At 75.4% G+C, this 21,725-nt stretch carries 22 protein-coding genes; 15 read left to right on the forward strand and 7 right to left on the reverse strand.

Translation table 11 applies throughout. The features are described from left to right. Positions 1-5 precede the first annotated feature (5 nt). Positions 6-755, forward strand: a complete 750-nt coding sequence (locus ACFVS0_RS01230; RefSeq protein WP_430586930.1) for a lysoplasmalogenase — start codon at positions 6-8, stop codon at positions 753-755. On the opposite strand, the gene ACFVS0_RS01235 is transcribed toward ACFVS0_RS01230, so the two are convergent. Further along, on the reverse strand, positions 668-1,153 hold the full coding sequence (locus tag ACFVS0_RS01235; protein WP_430551084.1) for a GNAT family N-acetyltransferase: 486 nt from the start codon (positions 1,151-1,153) through the stop codon (positions 668-670). The genes ACFVS0_RS01230 and ACFVS0_RS01235 overlap by 88 nt on opposite strands. Positions 1,154-1,203: 50 nt before the next feature. Here ACFVS0_RS01235 and ACFVS0_RS01240 point away from each other — a divergent pair, with 50 nt between their 5' ends. After that, positions 1,204-1,911: an alpha/beta fold hydrolase gene (locus tag ACFVS0_RS01240; protein WP_430586931.1), complete on the forward strand. Its 708-nt coding sequence runs from the start codon at positions 1,204-1,206 to the stop codon at positions 1,909-1,911. Here ACFVS0_RS01240 and ACFVS0_RS01245 read toward each other — a convergent pair. Continuing rightward, a complete protein-coding gene (locus tag ACFVS0_RS01245; RefSeq protein ID WP_430586932.1) occupies positions 1,908-2,471 on the reverse strand; it encodes an AAA family ATPase in 564 nt (187 codons plus the stop codon). The genes ACFVS0_RS01240 and ACFVS0_RS01245 overlap by 4 nt on opposite strands. Before the next feature lie 9 nt (positions 2,472-2,480). Beyond that, entirely contained in the window at positions 2,481-4,964 is a 2,484-nt protein-coding gene (locus tag ACFVS0_RS01250; RefSeq protein ID WP_430586933.1) for a DNA topoisomerase (ATP-hydrolyzing) subunit A, read from the reverse strand. Between the two features lie 163 nt (positions 4,965-5,127). On the opposite strand from ACFVS0_RS01250, the gene ACFVS0_RS01255 reads away from it, so the two are divergent. The 5 genes from ACFVS0_RS01255 (at position 5,128) to ACFVS0_RS01275 (ending at position 11,290) form a co-directional block, all read left to right on the forward strand. Continuing rightward, on the forward strand, positions 5,128-7,941 hold the full coding sequence (locus tag ACFVS0_RS01255) for a GNAT family N-acetyltransferase (RefSeq protein ID WP_430586934.1): 2,814 nt from the start codon (positions 5,128-5,130) through the stop codon (positions 7,939-7,941). Between the two features lie 76 nt (positions 7,942-8,017). After that, the gene (locus ACFVS0_RS01260; protein ID WP_430551089.1) at positions 8,018-8,617 is read left to right on the forward strand and encodes a DUF5998 family protein; all 600 of its coding nucleotides are present in this window, start codon (positions 8,018-8,020) and stop codon (positions 8,615-8,617) included. Further along, positions 8,614-9,831 (forward strand): alkaline phosphatase family protein, encoded by a 1,218-nt coding sequence (locus ACFVS0_RS01265; RefSeq protein WP_430586935.1) that lies wholly within the window; start codon positions 8,614-8,616, stop codon positions 9,829-9,831. Before ACFVS0_RS01260 ends, ACFVS0_RS01265 begins: the two co-directional genes overlap by 4 nt. Before the next feature lie 141 nt (positions 9,832-9,972). After that, complete coding sequence (locus ACFVS0_RS01270) at positions 9,973-10,581, forward strand: DinB family protein (protein WP_430563712.1); 609 nt, start codon at positions 9,973-9,975, stop codon at positions 10,579-10,581. Positions 10,582-10,630: 49 nt separating this feature from the next. Beyond that, positions 10,631-11,290 (forward strand): thymidine kinase, encoded by a 660-nt coding sequence (locus ACFVS0_RS01275; protein WP_430551092.1) that lies wholly within the window; start codon positions 10,631-10,633, stop codon positions 11,288-11,290. Between the two features lie 40 nt (positions 11,291-11,330). On the opposite strand, the gene sepH is transcribed toward ACFVS0_RS01275, so the two are convergent. Then, positions 11,331-12,548 carry a septation protein SepH gene (sepH, locus tag ACFVS0_RS01280; RefSeq protein WP_430586936.1) on the reverse strand — a complete coding sequence of 406 codons (1,218 nt, stop codon included), beginning with the start codon at positions 12,546-12,548 and terminating at the stop codon, positions 11,331-11,333. A 152-nt stretch (positions 12,549-12,700) separates the two neighbouring features. Between sepH and ACFVS0_RS01285 the strand changes: the two genes are divergently transcribed. The 3 genes from ACFVS0_RS01285 to ACFVS0_RS01295 all read left to right on the forward strand — a co-directional run bounded on the left by ACFVS0_RS01285 (position 12,701) and on the right by ACFVS0_RS01295 (position 14,828). Further along, positions 12,701-13,363: a trimeric intracellular cation channel family protein gene (locus ACFVS0_RS01285; protein WP_430551094.1), complete on the forward strand. Its 663-nt coding sequence runs from the start codon at positions 12,701-12,703 to the stop codon at positions 13,361-13,363. A gap of 54 nt (positions 13,364-13,417) precedes the next feature. After that, positions 13,418-14,257 carry an inositol monophosphatase family protein gene (locus ACFVS0_RS01290; RefSeq protein ID WP_430551266.1) on the forward strand — a complete coding sequence of 280 codons (840 nt, stop codon included), beginning with the start codon at positions 13,418-13,420 and terminating at the stop codon, positions 14,255-14,257. A gap of 271 nt (positions 14,258-14,528) precedes the next feature. Continuing rightward, positions 14,529-14,828 (forward strand): DUF4193 domain-containing protein, encoded by a 300-nt coding sequence (locus tag ACFVS0_RS01295; protein WP_429729811.1) that lies wholly within the window; start codon positions 14,529-14,531, stop codon positions 14,826-14,828. Between the two features lie 97 nt (positions 14,829-14,925). Here the strand turns inward: ACFVS0_RS01295 and ACFVS0_RS01300 are convergent, their stop codons facing one another. Then, positions 14,926-15,396, reverse strand: a complete 471-nt coding sequence (locus tag ACFVS0_RS01300) for a DUF3093 domain-containing protein (RefSeq protein ID WP_430586937.1) — start codon at positions 15,394-15,396, stop codon at positions 14,926-14,928. 96 nt (positions 15,397-15,492) lie between these two features. Between ACFVS0_RS01300 and dut the strand changes: the two genes are divergently transcribed. From dut to ACFVS0_RS01320, 4 genes are all read left to right on the forward strand, one after another. After that, positions 15,493-16,011 carry a dUTP diphosphatase gene (dut, locus tag ACFVS0_RS01305; RefSeq protein WP_430586938.1) on the forward strand — a complete coding sequence of 173 codons (519 nt, stop codon included), beginning with the start codon at positions 15,493-15,495 and terminating at the stop codon, positions 16,009-16,011. Positions 16,012-16,117: 106 nt separating this feature from the next. Continuing rightward, the gene (locus tag ACFVS0_RS01310; protein WP_430551096.1) at positions 16,118-16,888 is read left to right on the forward strand and encodes a DUF3710 domain-containing protein; all 771 of its coding nucleotides are present in this window, start codon (positions 16,118-16,120) and stop codon (positions 16,886-16,888) included. Between the two features lie 46 nt (positions 16,889-16,934). Then, complete coding sequence (locus tag ACFVS0_RS01315) at positions 16,935-17,303, forward strand: OB-fold nucleic acid binding domain-containing protein (protein WP_429729800.1); 369 nt, start codon at positions 16,935-16,937, stop codon at positions 17,301-17,303. A gap of 83 nt (positions 17,304-17,386) precedes the next feature. After that, entirely contained in the window at positions 17,387-18,157 is a 771-nt protein-coding gene (locus tag ACFVS0_RS01320) for a DUF3159 domain-containing protein (protein WP_430551097.1), read from the forward strand. Here ACFVS0_RS01320 and ACFVS0_RS01325 read toward each other — a convergent pair. Together ACFVS0_RS01325 and ACFVS0_RS01330 are read right to left on the reverse strand one after the other, a co-directional pair. Continuing rightward, positions 18,154-18,921 carry a potassium channel family protein gene (locus ACFVS0_RS01325; protein WP_430551098.1) on the reverse strand — a complete coding sequence of 256 codons (768 nt, stop codon included), beginning with the start codon at positions 18,919-18,921 and terminating at the stop codon, positions 18,154-18,156. The two genes, ACFVS0_RS01320 and ACFVS0_RS01325, sit on opposite strands and share 4 nt — an antisense overlap. Then, positions 18,921-19,571 carry a potassium channel family protein gene (locus ACFVS0_RS01330; RefSeq protein ID WP_430587130.1) on the reverse strand — a complete coding sequence of 217 codons (651 nt, stop codon included), beginning with the start codon at positions 19,569-19,571 and terminating at the stop codon, positions 18,921-18,923. The genes ACFVS0_RS01325 and ACFVS0_RS01330 overlap by 1 nt, the downstream gene beginning before the upstream one ends. A 115-nt stretch (positions 19,572-19,686) precedes the next feature. Here ACFVS0_RS01330 and ACFVS0_RS01335 point away from each other — a divergent pair, with 115 nt between their 5' ends. Next, on the forward strand, positions 19,687-21,681 hold the full coding sequence (locus ACFVS0_RS01335) for an APC family permease (protein WP_430551099.1): 1,995 nt from the start codon (positions 19,687-19,689) through the stop codon (positions 21,679-21,681). The last annotated feature ends 44 nt before the right edge of the window (positions 21,682-21,725 follow it).

The raw sequence follows: 21,725 nt of genomic DNA on the forward strand, positions 1-21,725 counted from the left end.
CCCGCGTGACCGACGTCGTTCATCCCGGGCTGCTCCCGGCGCCGCCGCAGCGGCTCCTGCCCACCGTCACCTCCCGCGCGGCCGCCGTCGCGCTGGCGATGCTCACCGTGCTGCACCTCGTGGCCCAGGTGGCCGAGGCCAGCACCTGGGCGCGGGTCACCCAGGTCTGCCTGATGCCCCTGCTCGCCGTGACGCTCTGGTGCGCCACGCCCGCACCGCGCTCGCGGCTGGTGCGCCTGGTCGCCGTGGCCCTCGGCCTGTCCTGGCTGGGGGACACGGCGCCCGCGGCGTTCGAGGGTGATGCCGCGTTCCTCGTCATGGTGGGCTTCTTCCTGCTCGCCCAGGGTGCCTACGTCGTCGCGTTCTGGCCGACCCGGCGGGCGAGCGTCGTGCGCCGGCCGGCGCTCCTCGCGCCCTACGTCCTCGCGGCCGTGGCGCTCGTCGTGGCCTGCGCCCCGGGTGCGCCCGGGCTGCTGCTGGCCGCCGTGGTCGTCTACGGGGTCTGCCTGGTGGCGATGGCGGTGCTCGCCACGGGCGTGCACCCGCTGGCCGGCGCCGGCGGCGTCGTCTTCCTGGCGTCGGACGCCATGATCGCGCTGGGCGCCTTCACCGGCTGGTTCGACCCGCCCGCCTCCGGCTTCTGGGTGATGCTCACCTACGTCGCGGGTCAAGCGCTCCTGGTGGCCGGGGTGCTCGCCTGCAGCTGCAACCAGCTGTCGGGCTCGGGGACGGGCATGAAGCCGGCGCGCTCGTAGATGCGCCGGCCCTGGTCGGACGCGCGCAGCAGGACCCGCTTCAGCCCGAGGGACTCGACGTCGGCCAGCGCGCCCGCGACGACGGCGCGGCCCAGCCCGTGCCCCCGGTGCGCGGGGTCGACGATCACGTCCGCGAGCCAGCCGAACGTCGCGCCGTCCGTGACCAGGCGGGCGTAGGCGGCGAGGTCGCCCGTCGCGGCGAGGACGCCGTAGCTCCGGGACCCCGCCATGGCGGCGCGCTGCTGCTCGCGGGAACGGCCGGCGGCCCAGTACGCGTGCGCAGCGAGCAGCTCGTGCACCCGGTCGGCGTCGATCCGCTCGGGGGCGGTGGTGAAGACGTAGCCGTCGGGCAGGTGGAGGTCGGGGAGGTCGAGGTCCGGCAGATCGAGGTCGGGCATGGCGGCAGTGAAGCAGCCGACGTGTCGGAGGTCACGCCTAATCTCGGGACATGGACATCATCCTCGTACCCGGGTTCTGGCTCGACGGATCGGCCTGGGACGACGTCGTCCCGGTGCTCGCGGCGGCGGGCCACACGCCCCACGCCGTCACCCTGCCGGGACTGGAATCGGTGGACGCCGACCGCTCCGGCATCCGCCTGGCGGACCACGTGGACACCGTGGTCGCCGCGATCGACGCCGTCCCGGGCGACGCGCCCGTCGCGCTCGTGGGGCACTCCGCCGGCGGAGGGCTCGTGTACGCGGCCTCCGACCGGAGTCCGGACCGGGTCGCCCGCGTGGTGTACGTCGACTCGGGGCCGTTCGCCGAGGGCCAGGCCGTGAATGCCGACCTCCCGGCCGACGTCGTCGACCACGAGCTGCCCGCATGGAGCGAGTTCGAGGAGCAGGACCTCGTCGGGCTCGACGACGAGGTCCGCGCACGGTTCCGGGACCGTGCCGTGCCGCAGCCCGGCGGGACGGTCCGCGAGGGCCACCACCTCGGCGACGACGCGCGCCGGCTCGACGTCCCGACGACGGTGATCGCCTGCGAGATGCCCGGCGAGGTGCTGCGGGGCCTGATGGCCGAGGGTCACCCGTTCGTGGCCGAGCTGGCGCGCCTGCACGACTACGAGATCGTCGACCTGCCCACGGGCCACTGGCCGATGTTCTCGCGCCCCGCCGACCTGGGCACCGCGATCGTCGCCGCGGTCGACCGCTAGCGGACCGGGCGGGCGCGGCCGCGGGGGCCGACGGCACGGAGCGCGGTCGTGAACGCGTCGTCGGACGAGGTGGTCGCGACCGGGGTGCGCACACCGTCGCGGGCCTCGTCCCAGGACGCGTACCCGCCCAGCGCGACGTCCTGCCAGGTCGGCACACGCTGGCCCGGGAGGTCGGGCCGCCGGGCCTCGACGCGGCGGCGGTGCTCGGCGGCGTCCGCGAGCACGGTCTCGAGCACGACGGGGCGTGCCCCGGCGGCCCGCGCGGTGTCGGCCCAGGCCGACCGGGACTCCGGCACCGGGCAGACGGCGTCCACCACGACGTCGCCGCCGAGCTCGAGGTTGGACCGGGCGAGCAGGTGCGCGACCGCGTAGCCCTCGGGTCCGGCGGAGCGGGCGTCGCCGGTGCCGAGCGCCGCCTCGATCGCGTCGACCCGCACGTAGGCGGCGCGCAGCGCCCGGGCGAGACGCCGCGCCAGCGTGGTCTTGCCCGTGCCGGGGCGGCCCGTCACGACCACGAGGACGGGTACGTCGTCCGGCTCGGCGACGGGGCCCGCGCTCATGCCCGGCCGTCAGCCGATCGCGGCGACGGGCGCGGGCAGCGGCTGGCCCGAACCGTCGCGGCGGTCGGTGCTCTCCGGCAGCTCGGCCGGCTGACCGGCGCCGCCCACGGCGCGGGCGGGCCCTTCGCCCACCCAGGCCAGGACGAGGCCGTCCTCGCCCTTGAGGAAGCGGTGCGCGCGCACCCCGCCGGTGCCGCGCCCCTTGCCGGGGTACAGCTCGTACGGCGTGACCTTCGCAGAGCCGCCGCCCGTGCCGGGCAGCGCGCCCGACGTCCCCGCCACCGTGACGACCGTGTGCAGGTCGCGGGTCGCGGCCCTCGCGACGCCGAAGAAGACGACCTGCTGGCCCGCACCGAGGCGGATGCCCGCCATGCCGGCCGCGGCCCGGCCCTGCGGGCGCACCGCGGAGGCGTCGAAGTGCAGCAGGCTCGCGTCGGAGGCGACGAAGACGAGCTCGTCGTCCTCGCCGACCGGGCTCGCACCGACCACACGGTCGCCGTCCTTGAGGGCGATGACGTCCCACTCGTCGCGGTTCGCGGGCACGTCGCCCGCGGCGACGCGCTTGACGACGCCGTTCGCGGTGCCGAGGGCCAGGGTGGGCGCGTCGTCGTCCAGCGAGACCACGGCCAGGGCGGTCTCGCCGGGCGCGAGCGCGACCAGCTCGCTCACCGGGATCCCGCCCGAGAGGGACGGCGGGCCGTCGACCGGGGGGAGCGCGGGAAGGTCGAGCGCGGACACCCGCAGGAGACGGCCCGCGGACGTCACGAGACCGACGTCGCCGCGCGTCGTGGTGGCGACGTCCCCGCGCATCGCGTCGTGGGCGTGCCGGCGCCCGGCGCGCTCGAGGGGCGCGTCCGCGGCCTCGCCCGAGGTGCGGGCCAGCAGCCCGGTGGCCGACAGGAGCGCCCGGGTGGGGGAGTCCGCGATCTCCAGGCTGATGGCCGGCGCCTTGCTGCGGCCGTTCGTCGCCGCCGGGGCGGTGGCGCCGCCGGCCGAGTCGAGCAGCACGGTGCGGCGCGGGGTGCCGTAGGTCGAGGCGACCTCGCCCATCTCGGCGCTGACGACGGCGCGCAGGCGCGCGTCGTCGGCGAGGATCTCCTGGAGCTCGGCGATCTCGCGCTCCAGCTCCGACTGCTCCTTCTCCAGCTCGATGCGGGAGAACTTGGTGAGGCGGCGCAGCTGGAGATCGAGGATGTACGTGGCCTGGGGCTCCGAGAGGTCGAAGACGCTCATGAGGCGCTCGCGCGCGGCGCCCGCGTCGTCGGAGGTGCGGATGACCTGGATGACCTCGTCGATGTCGACGATGGCCAGCAGCAGGCCCTCGACCAGGTGCAGGCGCTCCTGCCGCTTGGCGAGCCGGAAGGTCGAGCGGCGGCGCACGACGTCGATCCGGTGGGCCACCCACACCCGCAGCAGCTCGAGGAGGCCGAGCGTGCGCGGCTGCCCGTCGACGAGGGCCACGTTGTTGATGCCGAACGAGTCCTCGAGCGGGGTGGTGCGGTACAGCTGCTCGAGCACGGCGTCGGGGTCGAAGCCGGTCTTCACCTCGACGACCAGGCGCAGCCCGTGGGTGCGGTCGGTGAGGTCCTGGACGTTGGTGACGCCCTGGATCTTCTTGGCCTTCACGCCGTCGGCGATCTTCTCGATCACCTTCTCCGGGCCGACGCCGTAGGGCAGCTCGGTGACCACGATGCCCTTGCGGCGGGGCGTGACGTTCTCGACGCGCGCCGTCGCGCGCGTGCGGAACGTGCCGCGCCCCGTGCGGTAGGCGTCGCGCACGCCGTCGAGCCCGACGATCTTGCCGCCCGAGGGCAGGTCGGGGCCGGGCACGAAGCGCATGACGTCGTCGAGCGTCGCGTCGGGGTTCGTGATGAGGTGCTGGGCGGCGGCCACGACCTCGACGAGGTTGTGCGGCGCCATGTTCGTCGCCATGCCGACCGCGATGCCGGACGAGCCGTTGACCAGCAGGTTCGGCACCGCGGACGGCAGCACCGAGGGCTGCGTGAGCTTGTTGTCGTAGTTCGGGACGAAGTCGACGACGTCCTCGTCGAGCCCCGCGGTCATCGCCATCGACGGCGGGGCGAGCCGGGCCTCGGTGTACCGCGGAGCGGCCGGGCCGTCGTCGAGCGAGCCGAAGTTCCCGTGCCCGTCGACCAGCGGCAGGCGCATCGAGAAGTCCTGCGCGAGGCGCACCAGCGCGTCGTAGATCGCGGTGTCACCGTGCGGGTGCAGCTTGCCCATGACCTCGCCGACCACGCGCGACGACTTCACGTGCGCGCGGTCGGGCCGCAGGCCCATGTCGGACATCATGTAGAGGATCCGGCGGTGCACCGGCTTGAGGCCGTCGCGGGCGTCTGGCAGGGCGCGCGAGTAGATGACGGAGTACGCGTACTCGAGGAACGACGTCTCCATCTCCGCCGCGACGTCGATGTCGACGATCTTCTCGTCGAACGGCTCGTCGGTGGCGGGTGCGCTGCTGCTCTTGCGCGCCATGCGGTGCGGCTCCTGAGTTCGATGGACGGCTCGGCGGGACGGCCGGTGGGGTTCGCGGTCGGGCGTCCCTCGCGGACGGCACCAGACTCTAGTCGCCGGCGCCCACAGGGCCGCGCAGGCGCGGCGACGCGCCCGCGTCACAGGGCCCGGATAGCCTGCACGGGTGGACGCACCCGACACTCCGGACGCCCGGCCGGCGGCTGGGCAGGACGCTCGGCCGGACCCTGGGTACCCGGTCGCGTGGGAGGCCGACGTCGTGCTGCGCGACGGCACGACCATGCACGTGCGCCCCCTGCGGCCTGACGACGCCGACGCGATCCAGCGCTTCCAGGAGGCGCAGTCCGAGCGGTCCGCGTACTTCCGCTTCTTCGCGCCGGTGCGCCGGCTGACGGACCGCGAGCTGAACCGCCTCACCCACCTCGACCAGCGCGACCGGGTGGCCCTGGTCGCGGTGCGGCCCGGCGCCGACGACGCGGGCCGCCCGCGCGAGGACGTGCTCGGCGTCGCCCGGTACGACAAGGTCACGCCCACGGAGGCGGAGGTGGCCTTCAACATCGCCGACGCGATGCAGGGCAAGGGCCTCGGCTCGGTGCTCCTCGAGCACGTCGCCGCGGCGGCGCGCGAGCGCGGGGTGCGGCGCTTCACCGCGGACGTGCTGCCGCAGAACTCGTCGATGCTCGCCGTCTTCCGCGACGCCGGGTACGCGGTGAGCCAGCACCTCGACGACGGCGTGGTCACGGTGGCCTTCGACCTCGACCCCACGGAGCGCTCCCGCGAGGTGATGGCGGACCGCGAGCACCGCGCGGAGGCGCGCTCGATGCAGGCGCTGCTGTCCGCCCGCCGGGTCCTGCTCGTCGGACCCGGCCCGGCGGGGCCCGGCGGAGCGACGCCGGAGCACCACCTCGCGCAGCGGGTCGTCGACGCCGCGGCGACCGACCCGGGGGACAGCCGGCTCACGGTGCTCGACGCCCCCGGTCCGGTCCCGGACGCCCCGGGGCTCGCGGTCGCCGCGTCGTGGGACGACGCGCTCGGGGCCGGCGACGAGGCGAGCGACGGGGACGCGCGCGACGACGGCGTCGACCTCGCGCTCCTGGCGGTGCCGCCGGACGCCGCCGTCGACGCGGTGCGGCGCCTGGCCGGTCGCGGCGCGCGCGGCGTCGTCGTGCTGGCCGCCGGGTACGCGGAGACCGGGCCGGATGGCCTGGCCCGGCAGCGCGAGCTGGTGCGCGCCGCGCACGCGGGCGGGATGCGGGTGATCGGCCCCGCGTCGTTCGGCCTGCTCACCACGACGCCGGGCGCGCGGCTGCACGCGAGCCTCGCGGAACGGACGCCCCGGGCCGGCGTGGTCGGCATGTTCTGCCAGTCGGCGCCCGCCGCCGTCACGCTCACGCGGACGCTCGAGCGGCGCGGCCTGGGCGTCTCGGCGCTGCTGTCCGCGGGGCATCGCGCCGACGTGTCGGGCAACGACCTCATGCAGTACTGGCAGGACGACGCGCGCACCGCCGTCGTCTGCCTCTACCTCGAGTCCATCGGCAACCCCCGCAAGTTCTCCCGGATCGCGCGCCGGCTGGCCGGGGTCAAGCCCGTCGTCGTGGTCGTGGCGGGCCGGTCGGGCCAGGTCGTGCCCCCGGGGCACGCCGTGCGCGCCACGCGGGCGCCGCGTCGCCTGCTCGACGAGATGCTGCGGCAGTCCGGCGTGATCCGGGCCGAGAACACCCACCAGCTCATGGACGTCGCGCAGGTGCTCGCGCACCAGCCGCTGCCGACCGGCGGCAGGGTAGGCATCCTCGCGTCGTCCGCCGCGCTCGCGGCCCTCGTGGCCGAGGCCGCGGCCGCCGCGGGCCTCGTCGTCGCGGCGTCCTCCGACTTCCTGCCGCCGGACGCCACCGACGAGCAGATCGCGCAGGTGACCGGTGCGCTCTACGCGCCCGGGGCGTGCGACGTCGTCGTCGCCGTCGACGTGCCCGTCGTCGTGCCGCGCACCGGGGCCGTGGCGCGCGCCGTCGCCGAGGCCGCCGCGCGGACCGGGCGCACCACCGTCGCGTCGATGCTCGGCCTCAGCGGCCTGCCCGACGAGCTCGCGGCCACGGGCCCCGACGGCACGCCCGTGCGGATCCCCGCGTTCTCCACGCCGGAGGACGCGGTGACGGCGCTCGGCAAGGTCGTGACGTACGCGCGCTGGCGCACGGAGGACCGCGGCACCCACGTGCGGCCCGAGGGCATGGACGCGCGGCGGGCGCGCAAGCTCGTCGAGCGCTGGCTCGCCGACGCCGAGGGCGGTGAGGGGCGGGCGCTCACGCAGGACGAGACGGCGGAGCTGCTCGACTGCTACGGCGTGCGGCTCTGGCGCTCGCGGACCGTGCGCACGGCGGACGAGGCCGTCGCGGCGGCCGACGAGCTCGGCTGGCCGGTAGCCCTCAAGACCGCCTCGACGGCGCTGCGCCACCGCACCGACCTGGGCGGGGTGCGCCTGGACATCGCCGACGCGGCCGAGCTGCGTGCCGACGTCGAGCGCATGCGGCAGGTCGCGCTGGACGTCCTGGGGGAGGACCAGCCCGCCATGGAGGTGCAGCCGATGGCGCCCGTCGGGGTGCCGTGCGTCATCCGCTCGGGCGAGGACCCGCTGTTCGGCCCGAAGGTGTCGTTCGGCCTCGCGGGCGACGCGACGGACCTCCTCGACGACGTGGCCTACGGCATCCCGCCGCTGACGGACGTCGACGTGGCCGCGATGGTGCGCACGGTGCGCGCGGCGCCGCGGCTGTTCGGGTACGGCGGCGCGCCGGAGGCGGACATCGACGCGCTCGAGGACGTGCTCGCGCGCGTGTCCGTGCTGGCGGACGACCTGCCCGAGCTCGCGTCGCTGGAGCTGTACCCCGTCGTCGTCGGCTCGGTCGGGGTGAGCGTGCTGCACGCCGTCGTCCGGCTGCGGTCGGCGGCGCAGCGCGCGGACGCGCCGCGCCGCGCCCTGCCGGGCTGACGTGCCGGAACGCGGGGACGGCACCGGCTGGGGACGGCGGTGGCCACGGCCGCCGGGGCGGTGGGAGAATGCGCGGGTGCCGCATGCCACCGCCCGCGAGAACCTCCGTACCGAACTGTCCGCCCACGTGCGCCGGGCCGGGTACTACCCGGACCTCGTGGAGGACGTCCTCGACGTCGCGCTCGCCGACGAGGACGTGCTCGCCCACCTCGTCCAGGCCGAGACCACCTTCGACGACGCCGTGCGCCGGCACCTCACCGTGCTGGCCCTCACGCCCACCCGCCTCGTCACCGCGCACGTCGACGACCACGAGGGCGACGCCGCCCACCCGTCGTCGGCCGCCGCGACCACGGAGGCCGTGCCGCTGAGCGAGATCCGGTCGGTCGCCCTCACGCACATCGTCGCCGAGCCGGCGGAGCACCGCCCCGGGGACAGCGCGTCCGAGCTCACGCTCGCCATCGGCTGGGGCGCCGTCTCCCGCGTCGACCTCGAGCCCGTGCAGTGCCCGGACCCGAACTGCGAGGCCGACCACGGGCTCACCGGCCAGCTCACGCCCGACGACGTCGTCGTGCGCGTCAGCGGTGCCGCGGAGGGTCGGGACGCCCTGCGCCGCGCGATCGCGTTCTCGCGCTCCCTGTCGGCGGCGACCGGGACGGGCGGGCGCGCCGCCCGATGACGGCGACCCTCGCGCTGCCGGACGGCCTCCTCGCCCCCTCCTACGGGAAGGGCTCCCTCGCCGCCGTGCTGCCCGCCGTCGCGGGCTCCCTCGGGGCGGACCTCACGACCGCGACCGGGCTGCGGTCGGCGAACTGCCGCGACGCGCTCGGGCTGCCTTCCGGCGTCCGCCGGGCGGTCGTCGTCCTCGTCGACGGCCTGGGCCTGGCCAACCTCGCCGAGCGTGGCGGGCACGCCCCGTTCCTGCGCTCGCTGGCCGCGGACGGCCGGTCGGTGCTGTCGAGCTTCCCCTCGACGACGGCGGCGGCGCTCGCGACGTTCGGCACGGGCACGGCCCCGGGCCGCACCGGGCTCCTGGGCTACACGCAGCGCAACCCCGCCACGGGCGGCCTCGCCACCACCGTGTCCTGGACCGAGCAGTCGGACCCGTACCGGCGTACCAAGCTCTCCGGTCCGATGCGTGCCGAGCCCGAGGACGTGCAGCGCGAGCCGACGGTGCTCGAGACGCTCGTGCGGCGCGGGGTGCGCGTCACCTCGCCCGGGCCCGCGCGGTTCGCGGGCTCCGGGATGACGCGCGCGGCGCTGCGCGGCCCGCGCTACGCGGCCGCCGAGGGGCTCGACGCCCAGGTGGGCACCACGGTGCGCGAGCTGCGCGAGCCCGGCCTCGTGTACCTCTACCACGGTGCCGTCGACAAGGCGGGCCACCAGCACGGTCCGCAGTCGTGGCAGTGGGGCGACGCTCTCGAGGAGACGGACTCCGAGCTGCGCCGCCTGGTGCGCTCCGTCCCGAAGGGCACGCTCGTCGTCGTCACGGCCGACCACGGTCAGGTGACGGCGGACCTGTCCCACCAGCACGACGTCGCCGCCCGGCCGGAGCTCGCGCGCGACGTCGCCCTCCTCGGCGGGGAGCCGCGCGCCGGCCACGTGTACGTCGCTCCCGGCGCCGACCCCCGGGACGTCGCGGACCGCTGGGCCGCGGTGCTCGGGGACGACGCCCTCATCGTGCTGCGCGACGACGCGGTCGCGGCCGGATGGCTGGGTCCCGTGGCCGACCACGTGCTGCCCGCGGTGGGCGACGTCCTGGTCGCGGCGCGCGGGGCGGCGACGGTCGTCGACTCGCGTCTGCACCCGTCCGGCGCCCGCGAGATGCCGGGCGTGCACGGGTCGCTCACGCCCGCGGAGATGGTCGTGCCGCTGCTGGTCGCGCAGGCGTAGCCCCGGCGGTCGTCGCCCTCGCACGCGGCACGAGCACGGCACGAGCACGGCACGAGCACGGCACGAGCACGGCACGAGCACGGCACGAGCACGGCACGGAAAGCCGTGGCGCGCCCGCCTCGCGGGTGTCACGATGCCGAGATGGAGCCCCGCGAGCAGGACCCTGCGACCGAGTCCCGTTGGACCCGCGCCACCGTCTACCCCGACATGTGGGTGGACCCGGACGACGACCCGCGCGAGAGCGACGTCGAGCTGGTCGACGAACGGGCGATCCTGCTCGACTCGCTCCGCTCGTACCGGCTCACCGTCGAGATGAAGTGCGCCGACCTGGACGCCGAGCAGCTCGCCCGCCGCTCGGTGCCGCCGTCGACGATGTCGCTGCTCGGACTGGTGCGCCACCTCACGGAGGACGAGCGGCACGTGCGCCGCATCATGACCGGCGAGGACGCGCCGTGGCTGTACCGCAGCGAGACGCACCGCGACGGCGACTGGGACGGCGCGGTGGCCGACCCCGCCGTCGTCGCGGAGGCGTTCCGGAGCTGGCACGAGGAGATGGCCGCCACCGACCGCATGGTCGACGGCTTCGACGACCTCGGCAGCACGAACGCCGGCTTCTCCGACCTGGGCGCGGAGCCGGGCGGCGAGATCTCGCTGCGCGAGCTGCTGCTCGGCCACGTCGAGGAGTACGCGCGGCACTGCGGGCACGCGGACCTGCTGCGGGAGTGCGTGGACGGGCGCGTCGGGCAGTAGGCCGCGGGCGCCGGCCCGGCACGGGGCACGGGTCTGACAGGATCTGCCCATGGCCGAGCTCGTCTTCTTCTCCGGGACCATGGACAGCGGCAAGTCGACGCTGGCGCTGCAGACCGACCACAACCACGCGGCGCGCGGGCGGACCGGTCTGATCTTCACGCGCGACGACCGCGCCGGCACGTCCCGGCTGTCGTCGCGGCTCGGCCTCGAGGTCGACGCCCGCGAGGTCACCGACGACACCGACTTCTGGGACGTCGTGGCCGCCGAGCGGCAGGCCGGTCGGGTCGTGGACTACCTCGTGTGCGACGAGGCGCAGTTCTACTCCCCGGCCCAGGTGGAGCAGCTGGCCCGCCTCGTCGACGAGGTGGAGCTGGACGTCTTCGCGTTCGGCATCACCACCGACTTCCGCACGCGGCTGTTCCCCGGTGCCGCCCGTCTCATCGAGCTCGCCGATCGCGTCGAGGAGCTCCAGGTGCGGTCCCTGTGCTGGTGCGGCGCGCGGGCCACCCACAACGCCCGCACCGTGGGCGGCGTCATGGTCGTCGAGGGCGACCAGGTGGTGGTCGGCGACGTCGCGGGCGCGCCCGACGGCGGCCCGGTGTCCTACGAGGTGCTGTGCCGGCGCCACCACATGCGGCGCATGACGCAGGCCGACGCCCGCCGGCGCGCGTCGGTCACCGACCAGCTCGACCTGGGCGACGGCGCGTAGCGGGACAGGACGGGACAGGACAGGACGGGGCCGGGCGAGGTCAGGACGACGGGCGGCCGCCGCCGAAGACGATCTCGTCCCAGCTCGGCACCTGGGCGCGGCCCTTGCGACCGGGCCGTCGCCCCCCGGCGGGCTTGTCGCTCCGCGGTGCCGGCGCGGCCGGCTGCGGCCCGGCGGGCCCCTGCGCGGGCGGCCCGCTCGGTGCGGGCGCGTCGTCGACCACGTCGGACCGTGCGTCCTGCCTGGCGTCCGGGCGGGTGTCCGCAGCCCCGGCCCGGTCGGCCCCGTCGTCGGCCCCGTCGTCGTGGTCGAGCGGCAGCACGCCGGGCATCGGCCGACGCGCCGACGACGGGTGGGTAGAGCGGTCGGGCGTCGTCGGGCGCAGGCCCGCGCGGCGCGACCCGAGGTCGACCACGCTCGCACCGGCCGGGTCGGCGTGCTCCGGCTCCGGCGCCACGGCGGGCGCGTCGACCGGGGGAGCGCTGACGTGGCCGACGGGGATCGGCTCCGGCGCGGGTGGCACGTCGTCCGCCGCCGTGCGGGCGGGCGTCCTGCGGCGGTCGCCGGGCCGCTGCCCGCGGCGTCCGGCGAGGTCGTCCAGGAGCAGCGCCGTGGTGTCGTCGTCCACGTGCCGGCGGGGCGTGACCGCACGCCCGCCCGTCGACGGCACACCCAGCACGTCGGGGGAGACCGGGTCGTCCGGCTGGCCGAGCCAGCGCGCCTCGTCGTCGAGCGCCGTCACGACGCGGCCCTTGGGGTCGAAGGTCCAGCGCGCCGACCGGTCGCGGTCGCCGGCGGAGAACCGCACCTCGACCACCCAGGGCGCGGTGCCGTCGCGACGGGCCGACCAGAGGGCCTCGTCGGTCGTGACGCCGCGGGCGGCCAGCCGGGTGTCGGCGACCTCCCCGAGGGTCGTCGTCTCGTCGTCGCCCGGCAGCCGGTGGGCGCGCACCTGCCCGATGACGTGGTCGCGCTCCGCGGCCACGGGCCACTCGTAGCGCTGCACGTGGTCGACGGGGAGCCCGGACTCCTCGGCCAGCTCCTCGACCGTCGCCCCGGCGCGCAGGCGGGCCTGCAGGTCCCGGGGGCGCAGGGTGGTGGCCGCCTGGGCGCGCAGCGCCTCCGTGCGCGGTCGGTCGCGTCGCACCGCGGCGCGCAGCGCCTCCGTGATGGGCAGCGTGCTCTCGGTGCCGCCGGGGCCGCGCAGGACCAGGCGCTCACCGTCCTCGTGCAGCCTCACGAGCTCGAGCTCGGCCATGCTTCCTCCCTCACAGGTCGCCCTCGGGAACTCCGTCGGGGCGGGTCCGCCTGTTCGAGGGTGCCACCGGCGCGGGGCGGTGCCGCGCAGGCGCGTCGGTGTGCCGTCGATTGGCGCGCCCCGGGCGGGAGGGCCTGGGAGGATGACGTCCCGTGGACGCGTTCACCTCCGGCCCGGTCTCCTACCTGGAGCTCGTCGCCGTCTTCGTCGCGGCGGTCTCGGGAGGGCTCGCCGCCGTGCGCAAACGGTTCGACGCGTTCGGCGTCCTCGTGCTCGCGTGGGTGACCGGGCTCGGGGGCGGGATCCTGCGCGACGTCCTGATCGGCGACACGCCGCCGGTCGGCATCTCGAGCTGGCGGCTCGTGCTGGCCGCGCTCGCCGCGGGCGTCATCATCTTCTTCTTCCACCCGGGGCTGGAGCGGATGCGGCGCTCCATCCTGGTGCTCGACGCCGCCGCGCTGTCGCTGTTCGTGCTCCAGGGCACGACGAAGTCGCTCGACCTCGGTGCGGGCGTGCTCGCCTCCGTGGTGGTCGGGGTCCTCACCGCCGTGGGCGGGGGGATCCTGCGGGACGTCCTCGTGGGCGAGGTGCCGCTCGTCTTCGCCGACCGGCAGCTCTACGCCGTGCCCGCGCTCGTGGGCGCCGGCCTCACCGCGCTGCTCTGGCACGAGGACGTGCTGCAGCTGTGGACCGCGCTCGGGGTGGTGGCCCTCGTCTTCGGGTTCCGCATCGCGTCGCTCGCGCGCGGGTGGACCGTGCCGCACCCGGGCCCCGGCTGGACCGCCCGGTGGGGGCGACGGTCGGGCAAGATGTAGGCCGTGGACGAACGAGCGGCGACCGGGGACCAGGCCGACGGACGCGACACCGGCATCGAGATCGGTGTCGACGTCGAGGCGCTGCGGGCGCTGGCCCGCAGCCTCGCGCTCGAGGCCGGAGCCCTGGTGCGCGACGGACGCCCGGAGCGGGTCGAGGTCGCCGCGACCAAGTCCTCCGACGTCGACCCGGTGACGGACATGGACCGGGCGGTCGAGGCGCTGCTGCGGCGCCGGCTCGCCGAGGAGCGGCCGGACGACGCGATCCTCGGCGAGGAGGGCGACGACGTCCCCGGCACCTCCGGGCTCACGTGGGTGCTCGACCCGATCGACGGCACGGTCAACTACCTGTACGGCGTCGCGTCCTACGCGGTCTCGGTGGCGGTCGTGGCCGGGCCCGCCGACCCGGAGCGGTGGACGGCGCTCGCGGGCTGCGTGCACTCGGTGGTCGACGGGCGCACCTGGACGGCGGCGCGCGGCGGTGGGGCCGAGCGCGACGGGCGCGCCCTGCGCGTGAGCCGGCCGGACGCCCTCTCCCGGTCGCTGGTGGGCACGGGCTTCGGCTATGCGCCCGAGCGGCGGGCGCGCCAGGCGGAGGTCCTCGTCGACGTCCTGCCCCGGGTGCGCGACATCCGGCGGATCGGGTCCGCGGCGATCGACCTGTGCCTGCTCGCGGAGGGCGCGCTCGACCTCTACTACGAGCGCGGGCTCAACCCGTGGGACCTGGCGGCCGGCGCTCTCGTGGCTGCGGAGGCCGGGGCCTGGGTCGGCGGGCTGCGCGGGCGGGGCCCGGGCAGCGCCATGACGGTCGCGGGAGCGACCCCGGTCGTGACGGAGCTCGTCCGGTGGCTCGAGCACGCCGACGCCGACCGTCCGGAGGACGTCGCGCGCGGCTGAGGGGCTGACCGGGTTCGGTCGTTCCACGCCCGCGCGCCGGGGTGAAAAACTGCGTCAGCCCGCCGGTCTCGCCGAGGGCGAACACCGCGCCGTGCGGGTGCGTCGCTGCAGGTCAGCGGCCGATCGTCGCGCTGTGACACGAGGAACAGCTCGTGGTGTCGCGCGGCCGCCCGAAATGGTGCACAATCCGTGGGCCGACCGGGAACAAAACCCGGTCACCGAGCATTATCAGCGCGTACCGATCCCGACATCACGGAGCGTGACCACACAGATGGCAACCGACTACGACGCCCCCCGCAAGAACGACGAGGACGTGGAGCAGGACTCGATCCAGGAGCTCCAGGCGCGTCGTTCCGACAAGTCGTCGGGTGTCGTCGACGAGGACGAGACGGAGGCCGCGGAAGGCTTCGAGCTTCCTGGCGCCGACCTGTCCGGCGAGGAGCTCGCGGTCCGCGTCCTGCCCCGCCAGGCCGACGAGTTCACCTGCACGAGCTGCTTCCTCGTCCACCACCGCAGCCAGCTGGCCTACGAGAAGAACGGTCAGATGATCTGCACGGAGTGCGCCGCCTGACCGAAGGTCGGGGCGCCAGCACCACGGACGACACGGGCCGTCACGTCGAGGACGTGACGGCCTTCGTCGTTCCCGGCGCGACGGCGTTCGTCGGGGCTCAGCGCGCGAGCGCGGCGGCCAGCTCCTGCGGCCGCCGGGTCGACAGCAGCCAGTACGGCGTGGGGTCGAGCGGGTCCTCGAGGTCCACGCGCAGGCCGGTGCGTGCCCACGCGCGCAGGCAGACGAACGCGCGGGCGTCGAGCGCCGGACCGAGGGCGGTGCGCATCGCCTCGGCGTCGTCCATCGTGGTCACCTCGCCGAGGAGGTCGAGGGCGATCTGGGCCTTGCCGGCGCGCAGCCGCCCGTCCGCGACCTCGATGACGGGCGCGGTCGCGACGAGGGCCGAGAGGGTGGCGGCCGCAGCGAGCACCCCGACGACCGCCGCGACCGCGTGCGCCAGCGGCCAGAGGGTCACCCCGACGATCACGCCCAGCCCGACGGCGCCGCACCAGGCCGCCGGTCCGGGGGTCAGCCGCTCCCGGAAGGCCGGGCCGGTGACGGTGGGCGGGTGGGCCGCGTGCTCGCTCATGGGCCCATCATCCCAGCACCGCGCCGCGGTTCCGTCCCGGTCCGGACGGCGCGGAGGACGCCGGTGCGCCGCCCGCCGGTCGGCTACGCTTCCCGGGTGCCTGACACCGCCAGCCATGTGAGCACCGAGCCGAGCACCGAGCCGAGCACCGAGCCGGGCCCAGACCCGAGCACCGTCGACGTCCTCGTCACGCTGCTCGACGACGTGCCCACACCCGCGTACGCGCACCCGGGCGACGCGGGCGCGGACCTCGTGACCACGGTCGACGTCGAGATCCCTCCGCAGGGCCGGGTCGTCGTGCCCACCGGGGTGGCGATCGCGCTGCCCGAGGGGTACGCGGCGTTCGTGCACCCGCGCTCCGGCCTCGCCGCGAAGCACGGGGTGACCGTGGTGAACGCGCCCGGCACCATCGACGCGGGGTACCGCGGGGAGATCAAGGTGGTGCTCCTCAACACCGACGTCGCCGAGCCGGTGCGGCTGCGCCGCGGCGACCGGGTGGCGCAGCTCGTGGTGCAGCGGGTGGAGCACGCCCGCTTCCTCGTGGCGACGACGCTGCCGGGTTCGCACCGCGGCGAGGGCGGGTTCGGTTCGAGCGGCGGTTTCGCCGGCGGCTGACGACCCCGGGCACGGACCGGAGGCGCGCGCGAACCGGTCTACTGTGGGAGTTGGGTAGGGCTCGTCCGGCCGCCGGGCGAGCAGGACGACGAGAAGGAGATCCTCCGTGGGGCTGTTCCGGCGCAACGCGTCGAAGAAGGGGACCGACGAGGCCCGCGAGCCCGCGACCGCGGAGGCCGCGGCGCCCGCCACCGGCGACGGCCCCGGCACCGACGAGGGCGCGGCGGAGCGTCCCGAGCGCGGCCCGTTCGACTCGACCCAGGTGACGGGCATGGGGCCCCGCGTGGACCTCGGCGCCGTCTGGCTGCCCGTCCTGCCCGGCCTGGAGCTGCGCATGGAGGTCGACAAGAAGACCCAGAAGGTCACCGGGGTGTCTGCGACCCTCAACGGCTCCGGCCTGCAGGTCCAGGCGTTCGCGGCCCCTCGCACGGCGGGCATCTGGGACGAGGTGCGCGCCGAGATCGGGTCGTCCATCACGCGCCAGGGCGGCACGGTCGACGACGTGCCCGGCACGTTCGGGCGCGAGCTCATCGCGCGCATCCCGGCCACCGGACCCGACGGCAAGCCTGCCGTGCGTCCCGCCCGCTTCGTGGGCGTGGACGGGCCGCGCTGGTTCCTGCGCGGCGTGCTGTCGGGGCGTGCCGCGGTGGACCCCGAGGCCGCGAAGCAGCTCGAGTCCGTGTTCGCGAACGTCGTCGTGGTGCGGGACGGCAACCCCCGCCCGCCGCGCGACCTGCTCACGCTGACCCTGCCCAAGAGTGCGCGCCAGGGCGACGCGCCGGGCGAGGACACCACCGCGGGGCCCGAGGGCGCCGCGCCGCAGACACCGTCGTTCGACCCGCTGACCCGCGGGCCGGAGATCACCGAGATCCGGTGAGCGACCCGGCCGCGAGGCCGGCCCGTCCACCAGCCTGGAGCTGTTGATGTCCCTGCGAACCGCCGTCCGGCACGCGCTGGCCTCGGCCGACGAGGTCGCCGCCGACGAGGAACGCCACGAGGCCGCGGCCCACCGCGGCTGCACGCCGGTCGCCGACCTGGGTGACCGCCGTCGGGCGAGCGCGGCCGGCGTGCTCCGCTCGGTCGTGCTGCGCCCCCGCGAGGGGGTGCCGACCGTGGAGGCCGAGCTGTACGACGGCTCCGGCTCCCTCGACCTCGTGTGGCTCGGGCGCCGGGCCATCGCGGGCATCGACCCGGGACGCCGCATCCGCGTCGAGGGACTGGTGTGCGACATCGACGGGCGGCGCACGATGTTCAACCCCCGGTACGAGCTGCGCGCGCGGGCCGGCGAGTGAGCGACGGGTATCCCGCGGCGGGGAAGCCGACCGGTCCCACCGACCCGGGTCGCCCCACGGCGCCCACCGCCGACGGACGCGGGGTGCGGGCGGTCACGGGCGAGGAGTTCTCGTTCGGGCAGGCCGTCGGTGGCGTGCGCGGCGTGGTCGAGGCCGTGCTGCCCGGGCTGCTCTTCGTGGTCATCTACGTCGTCGCGTCGATGGGCGGCGACGAGCGCGCCGCCCTGACGTGGGCGCTGGTGGCCTCCGTCGGCGCGGCGCTCGTCGCCGTCGTGGCCCGCCTCGCGCAGCGCACGCCGATCACGCAGGCGCTCGGCGGCCTGCTCGGCATCGGCGTGGGCGTGTTCTGGGCCTGGAGGTCCGGCGAGGCCCAGAACTTCTACGTGTGGGGTCTGTGGACCAACGCCGCGTACCTCGCGGCCATCCTCGTGTCGCTGGCGGTGCGCTGGCCCGTGGTCGGCCTCGTGGTCGAGGCGGTGCGTGGCGGGTTCGCCGACGCCGCCGGCGAGCGCGCCCGTCACGACGACGAGCGGGCCCGGGCCGGGGCCACCACGCCCGGCGCCGACACCGCGAACCCTCTCGCTGCGCTGGTCGCCTGGCGCAGGGACCCGGAGCTCGTCCGGCGCTACACCCTCGCCACCTGGTTCTGGGCGGGGCTGTTCGCGGTGCGCCTGGCGGTCAAGGTGCCGCTGTACTTCGCCGACAGCGTCGGCTGGCTGGGCACGGCCCACCTGGTGCTGGGCGTCCCGCTGTGGGGCCTGGTCCTCTGGCTCACCTGGGTCGTCGTGCGCGGCGCGCACGCCGGGCGCCCCGCGGCGCAGCCGGCCGGGCCGGCCGCCACGCGGGAGGGCTAGCGGCCGTCCTCGGACCCGTCGAGCTCGTCGTCGGCGCCGTCCGGCACGGCGAGCTCGGGCGCCACGAGCGGGTCGCCCGCCGCGACGGCGGGGACGGCCGGACCGCCGTGGGCGAGCAGGTGCTGGAGGGACTCCTCGTCGGCCTGGCTGCCCATCACGAGGACCAGCTCGTCGCCGGTCTCGAGCGTGTCGTCCACGGTCGGCGCCAGCGGCTGCGCGCCGCGCACGATGCACGCCAGCACGGTGTCCGTCGGCCAGACGACGGAGCCGACGCGGGCCCCCACGAGCGGCGAGTCGTCCGGCAGCGTCACCTCGACGATGTCCGCGCCGGACTGGTGGAAGGTGAAGATCCGCACCAGGTCCCCGACGGCCACGGCCTCCTCGACCATCGCGGTCATGATCCGCGGGGTCGACACGGCGACGTCGACGCCCCACGAGCCGTCGAACATCCACTCGTTCTTCGGGTTGTTGACCCGCGCCACGGTGCGGGGCACCCCGAACTCGGTCTTGCACAGCAGCGAGAAGACGAGGTTGGCCTTGTCGTCGCCGGTGGCGCCGACGACGACGTCCGCGCTCGTGACGTCGGCGGCCTCCAGCGAGGACAGCTCGCAGGCGTCGGCGAGGAGCCAGTCGGCCTCGGGCACCTGCGCCACCCGCATCGCGGCGGGGTTCTTGTCGATGAGCACGACGTCGTGGTCGTGCGAGAGGAGCTCCCGGGCGATGGACCGGCCGACCGACCCGGCCCCGGCGACGACGACGCGCATCAGCTCTCCCGCCGCGGCTCGTGGGTGAGGACCCGCTCGACGGCGGCCGCGTCGTCGGCGCGCATGAGGACGTGCAGCACGTCGTTCTCCTGCAGCACGGAGCCGGGCGTCGGCAGGATGCCGTCGGTGTAGCGCGACAGGAAGGCGACGCGCGCGCCGGTGGCCTCCTCGATGCGGTGCACCGTCAGGCCGGCCCAGCCGGGGTGGTAGTCGATCTGTGCGAGGCGCACCTGCCCGGACTGGTCGCGGTACTCGTCGGTGGCGCCGAGCGGGAGCATGCGGCGCAGCACCTGGTCGGCCGTCCAGCGCACGGTCGCGACCGTCGGGATCCCGAGGCGCTGGTAGATCTCCGCGCGCTGGGGGTCGTAGATGCGGGCCACGACGTTCTCGACGCCGTACGTCTCTCGCGCGACCCGCGCGGCGAGCACGTTGGAGTTGTCGCCGTCGGACACGGCGGCGAAGGCGTACGTGTCCTCGATACCGGCCTGGACGAGCGTGTCCCGGTCGAAGCCGACGCCCGTCACCTTCTGCCCGGAGAACCCGGCCGGGAGACGGCGGAACGCGTCGGGGTTCTGGTCGACGACGGCCACGGAGTGGCCGCGGGACTCGATCGTCTGCGCGAGCGTCGAACCGACGCGGCCGCAGCCCATGATCACGAAGTGCACGGGCGAAACGCTATACCTCGCGGGGCCCCTCGACATCGCCACGGACGCCGCGACGGGACGCGCGCGCCCGCAGGGCGTGCCGGGCATAGCATTGCTCGACGTGTCGGACATCGCGGACGCTGCCAAACGGCTCCTCATCGGGCGCCCCGTGCGCAGCGAGAACCTGGGGCACACCCTGCTGCCCAAGCGCATCGCGCTGCCGGTCTTCGCGTCGGACGCGCTGTCGTCGGTCGCGTACGCGCCGGACGAGATCCTCCTGACCCTGGCCGTCGCCGGCATCGCCGCGACGACGATCTCCCCGTGGGTGGGTCTCGGCGTCGTCGTCGTGCTGCTCGTGGTGGTGTCGTCGTACCGCCAGAACGTGCGCGCCTACCCCTCGGGCGGCGGCGACTACGAGGTCGCGACGACGAACCTCGGGCCGTCGGCCGGCATCGGCGTCGCCTCCGCCCTGCTCGTCGACTACGTCCTCACGGTGGCGGTGTCGATCTCGTCGGGGGCGCAGTACGCGGCGTCGGCCCTGCCGTTCCTGCGGGGGCACGAGGCGCTGTTCGCCGTGGTGGTCGTCGTGATCCTCACGGTGATGAACCTGCGGGGCGTGCGCGAGTCGGGCACGGTGTTCGCGATCCCGACCTACTGCTTCATGGCCCTCGTGGGCCTCCTCGCCGTGGTGGGGGCGATCCGGTTCTTCGCGGGCGACCTGCCGCTGGCGGAGAGCGCCGGGTTCGAGATGACGCCCGAGGCGGGCTTCGACCAGGGGCTCACCGGCCTGGCGGGGGCGTTCCTCCTGGCCCGGGCCTTCGCCTCGGGCTGTGCCGCCCTCACCGGTGTGGAGGCGATCAGCAACGGCGTCCCGGCGTTCCGCAAGCCCAAGTCGCGCAACGCGGCCACCACCCTGGCCCTGCTGGGCGGCATCTCGGCCACGATGATGATCTCCATCCTGCTGCTCGCGCAGGCCACGGGCGTGAAGTACGTCGAGGACGCGCACGACCAGCTCACCGTGGGCGGGCAGCCGCTGCCGGAGGACTACAACCAGCACCCCGTGCTCAGCCAGCTCGCGGAGGCCGTGTTCCAGGGGTTCACGCCCGCGTTCGTGGCGATCTCGATCGTGACCGGGCTGATCCTCGTGCTCGCGGCGAACACCGCCTTCAACGGCTTCCCGGTGCTCGGCTCGATCCTGGCCAAGGACGGCTTCCTGCCGCGCCAGCTGCACACGCGCGGCGACCGGCTCGCGTTCTCCAACGGGATCATCACGCTCGCCGTGGCCGCGATCGTGCTCATCGTCGCGTTCGACGCGCAGGTCACCCGCCTCATCCAGCTGTACATCGTGGGCGTGTTCGTGTCGTTCACGCTCTCGCAGCTCGGCATGCTCCGGCACTGGACCCGCGCGCTGCGCAAGGAGCCCGACCCCGCCGAGCGCGCCCGCATGCAGCGCTCCCGGGTCGTCAACGGCGTCGGCTTCGTCATGACGGCCACGGTGCTCGTCATCGTGCTGGCGACGAAGTTCACGCACGGCGCATGGATCACCCTGCTGGCGATGGGCGTGCTCTTCGCGCTCATGAAGGCGATCCGCGCCCACTACGCCAGGGTGCGCACCGAGCTCGAGCTCGACGACGTCGCGGGCGCCCGCGCCCTGCCCAGCCGCGTGCACGCCATCGTGCTGGTCTCGAAGATCCACAAGCCGACCATGCGCGCCGTGGCGTACGCGCGGGCGTCGCGGCCGTCGGTGCTCGAGGCCGTGACCGTCGGCGTCGACGCGGAGGAGATCGCTGACCTGCGCGCGCGGTGGGAGGCGCTGGACCTGCCGGTGCCGCTGCGCGTCCTCGACTCGCCCTTCCGCGAGATCACGCGGCCCGTGCTGAAGTACGTGCGCTCCGTGCGCCGCGACTCGCCCCGCGACCTCGTCGTCGTGTACATCCCCGAGTACGTCGTCGGGCACTGGTGGGAGCAGCTGCTGCACAACCAGTCGGCCCTGCGCCTCAAGGGGCGGCTGCTGTTCACGCCCGGTGTCGTGGTGGCGTCCGTGCCGTGGCAGCTCTCGTCGTCGGCCGGCCAGACCGGCCTCGAGGGCACCTCGCCGCGCGGCCCCCGATTCTGACGCGGTCAGGACGCGGTCCTCGCCGCGTTCCGACCCGCACCGGG

This window comes from Isoptericola sp. NPDC058082, assembly GCF_042885055.1.
Classification (GTDB): domain Bacteria; phylum Actinomycetota; class Actinomycetes; order Actinomycetales; family Cellulomonadaceae; genus Isoptericola.

Bases quoted from the DNA above. Each gene is read 5' to 3' on its own strand.
- ACFVS0_RS01330 (WP_430587130.1), bottom strand. From the start codon at position 19,571: ATGGGCTGCGGCCGCGTCGGTTCGACGCTCGCGCAGACGATCGAGTCC.
- ACFVS0_RS01295 (WP_429729811.1), top strand. From the start codon at position 14,529: ATGGCAACCGACTACGACGCCCCCCGCAAGAACGACGAGGACGTGGAG.
- ACFVS0_RS01245 (WP_430586932.1), bottom strand. From the start codon at position 2,471: ATGAGCGCGGGCCCCGTCGCCGAGCCGGACGACGTACCCGTCCTCGTG.
- ACFVS0_RS01325 (WP_430551098.1), bottom strand. From the start codon at position 18,921: ATGCGCGTCGTCGTCGCCGGGGCCGGGTCGGTCGGCCGGTCCATCGCC.
- ACFVS0_RS01240 (WP_430586931.1), top strand. From the start codon at position 1,204: ATGGACATCATCCTCGTACCCGGGTTCTGGCTCGACGGATCGGCCTGG.
- ACFVS0_RS01300 (WP_430586937.1), bottom strand. From the start codon at position 15,396: ATGAGCGAGCACGCGGCCCACCCGCCCACCGTCACCGGCCCGGCCTTC.
- ACFVS0_RS01315 (WP_429729800.1), top strand. From the start codon at position 16,935: ATGTCCCTGCGAACCGCCGTCCGGCACGCGCTGGCCTCGGCCGACGAG.
- ACFVS0_RS01275 (WP_430551092.1), top strand. From the start codon at position 10,631: ATGGCCGAGCTCGTCTTCTTCTCCGGGACCATGGACAGCGGCAAGTCG.
- ACFVS0_RS01250 (WP_430586933.1), bottom strand. From the start codon at position 4,964: ATGGCGCGCAAGAGCAGCAGCGCACCCGCCACCGACGAGCCGTTCGAC.
- ACFVS0_RS01265 (WP_430586935.1), top strand. From the start codon at position 8,614: ATGACGGCGACCCTCGCGCTGCCGGACGGCCTCCTCGCCCCCTCCTAC.
- ACFVS0_RS01235 (WP_430551084.1), bottom strand. From the start codon at position 1,153: ATGCCCGACCTCGATCTGCCGGACCTCGACCTCCCCGACCTCCACCTG.
- ACFVS0_RS01270 (WP_430563712.1), top strand. From the start codon at position 9,973: ATGGAGCCCCGCGAGCAGGACCCTGCGACCGAGTCCCGTTGGACCCGC.
- sepH (WP_430586936.1), bottom strand. From the start codon at position 12,548: ATGGCCGAGCTCGAGCTCGTGAGGCTGCACGAGGACGGTGAGCGCCTG.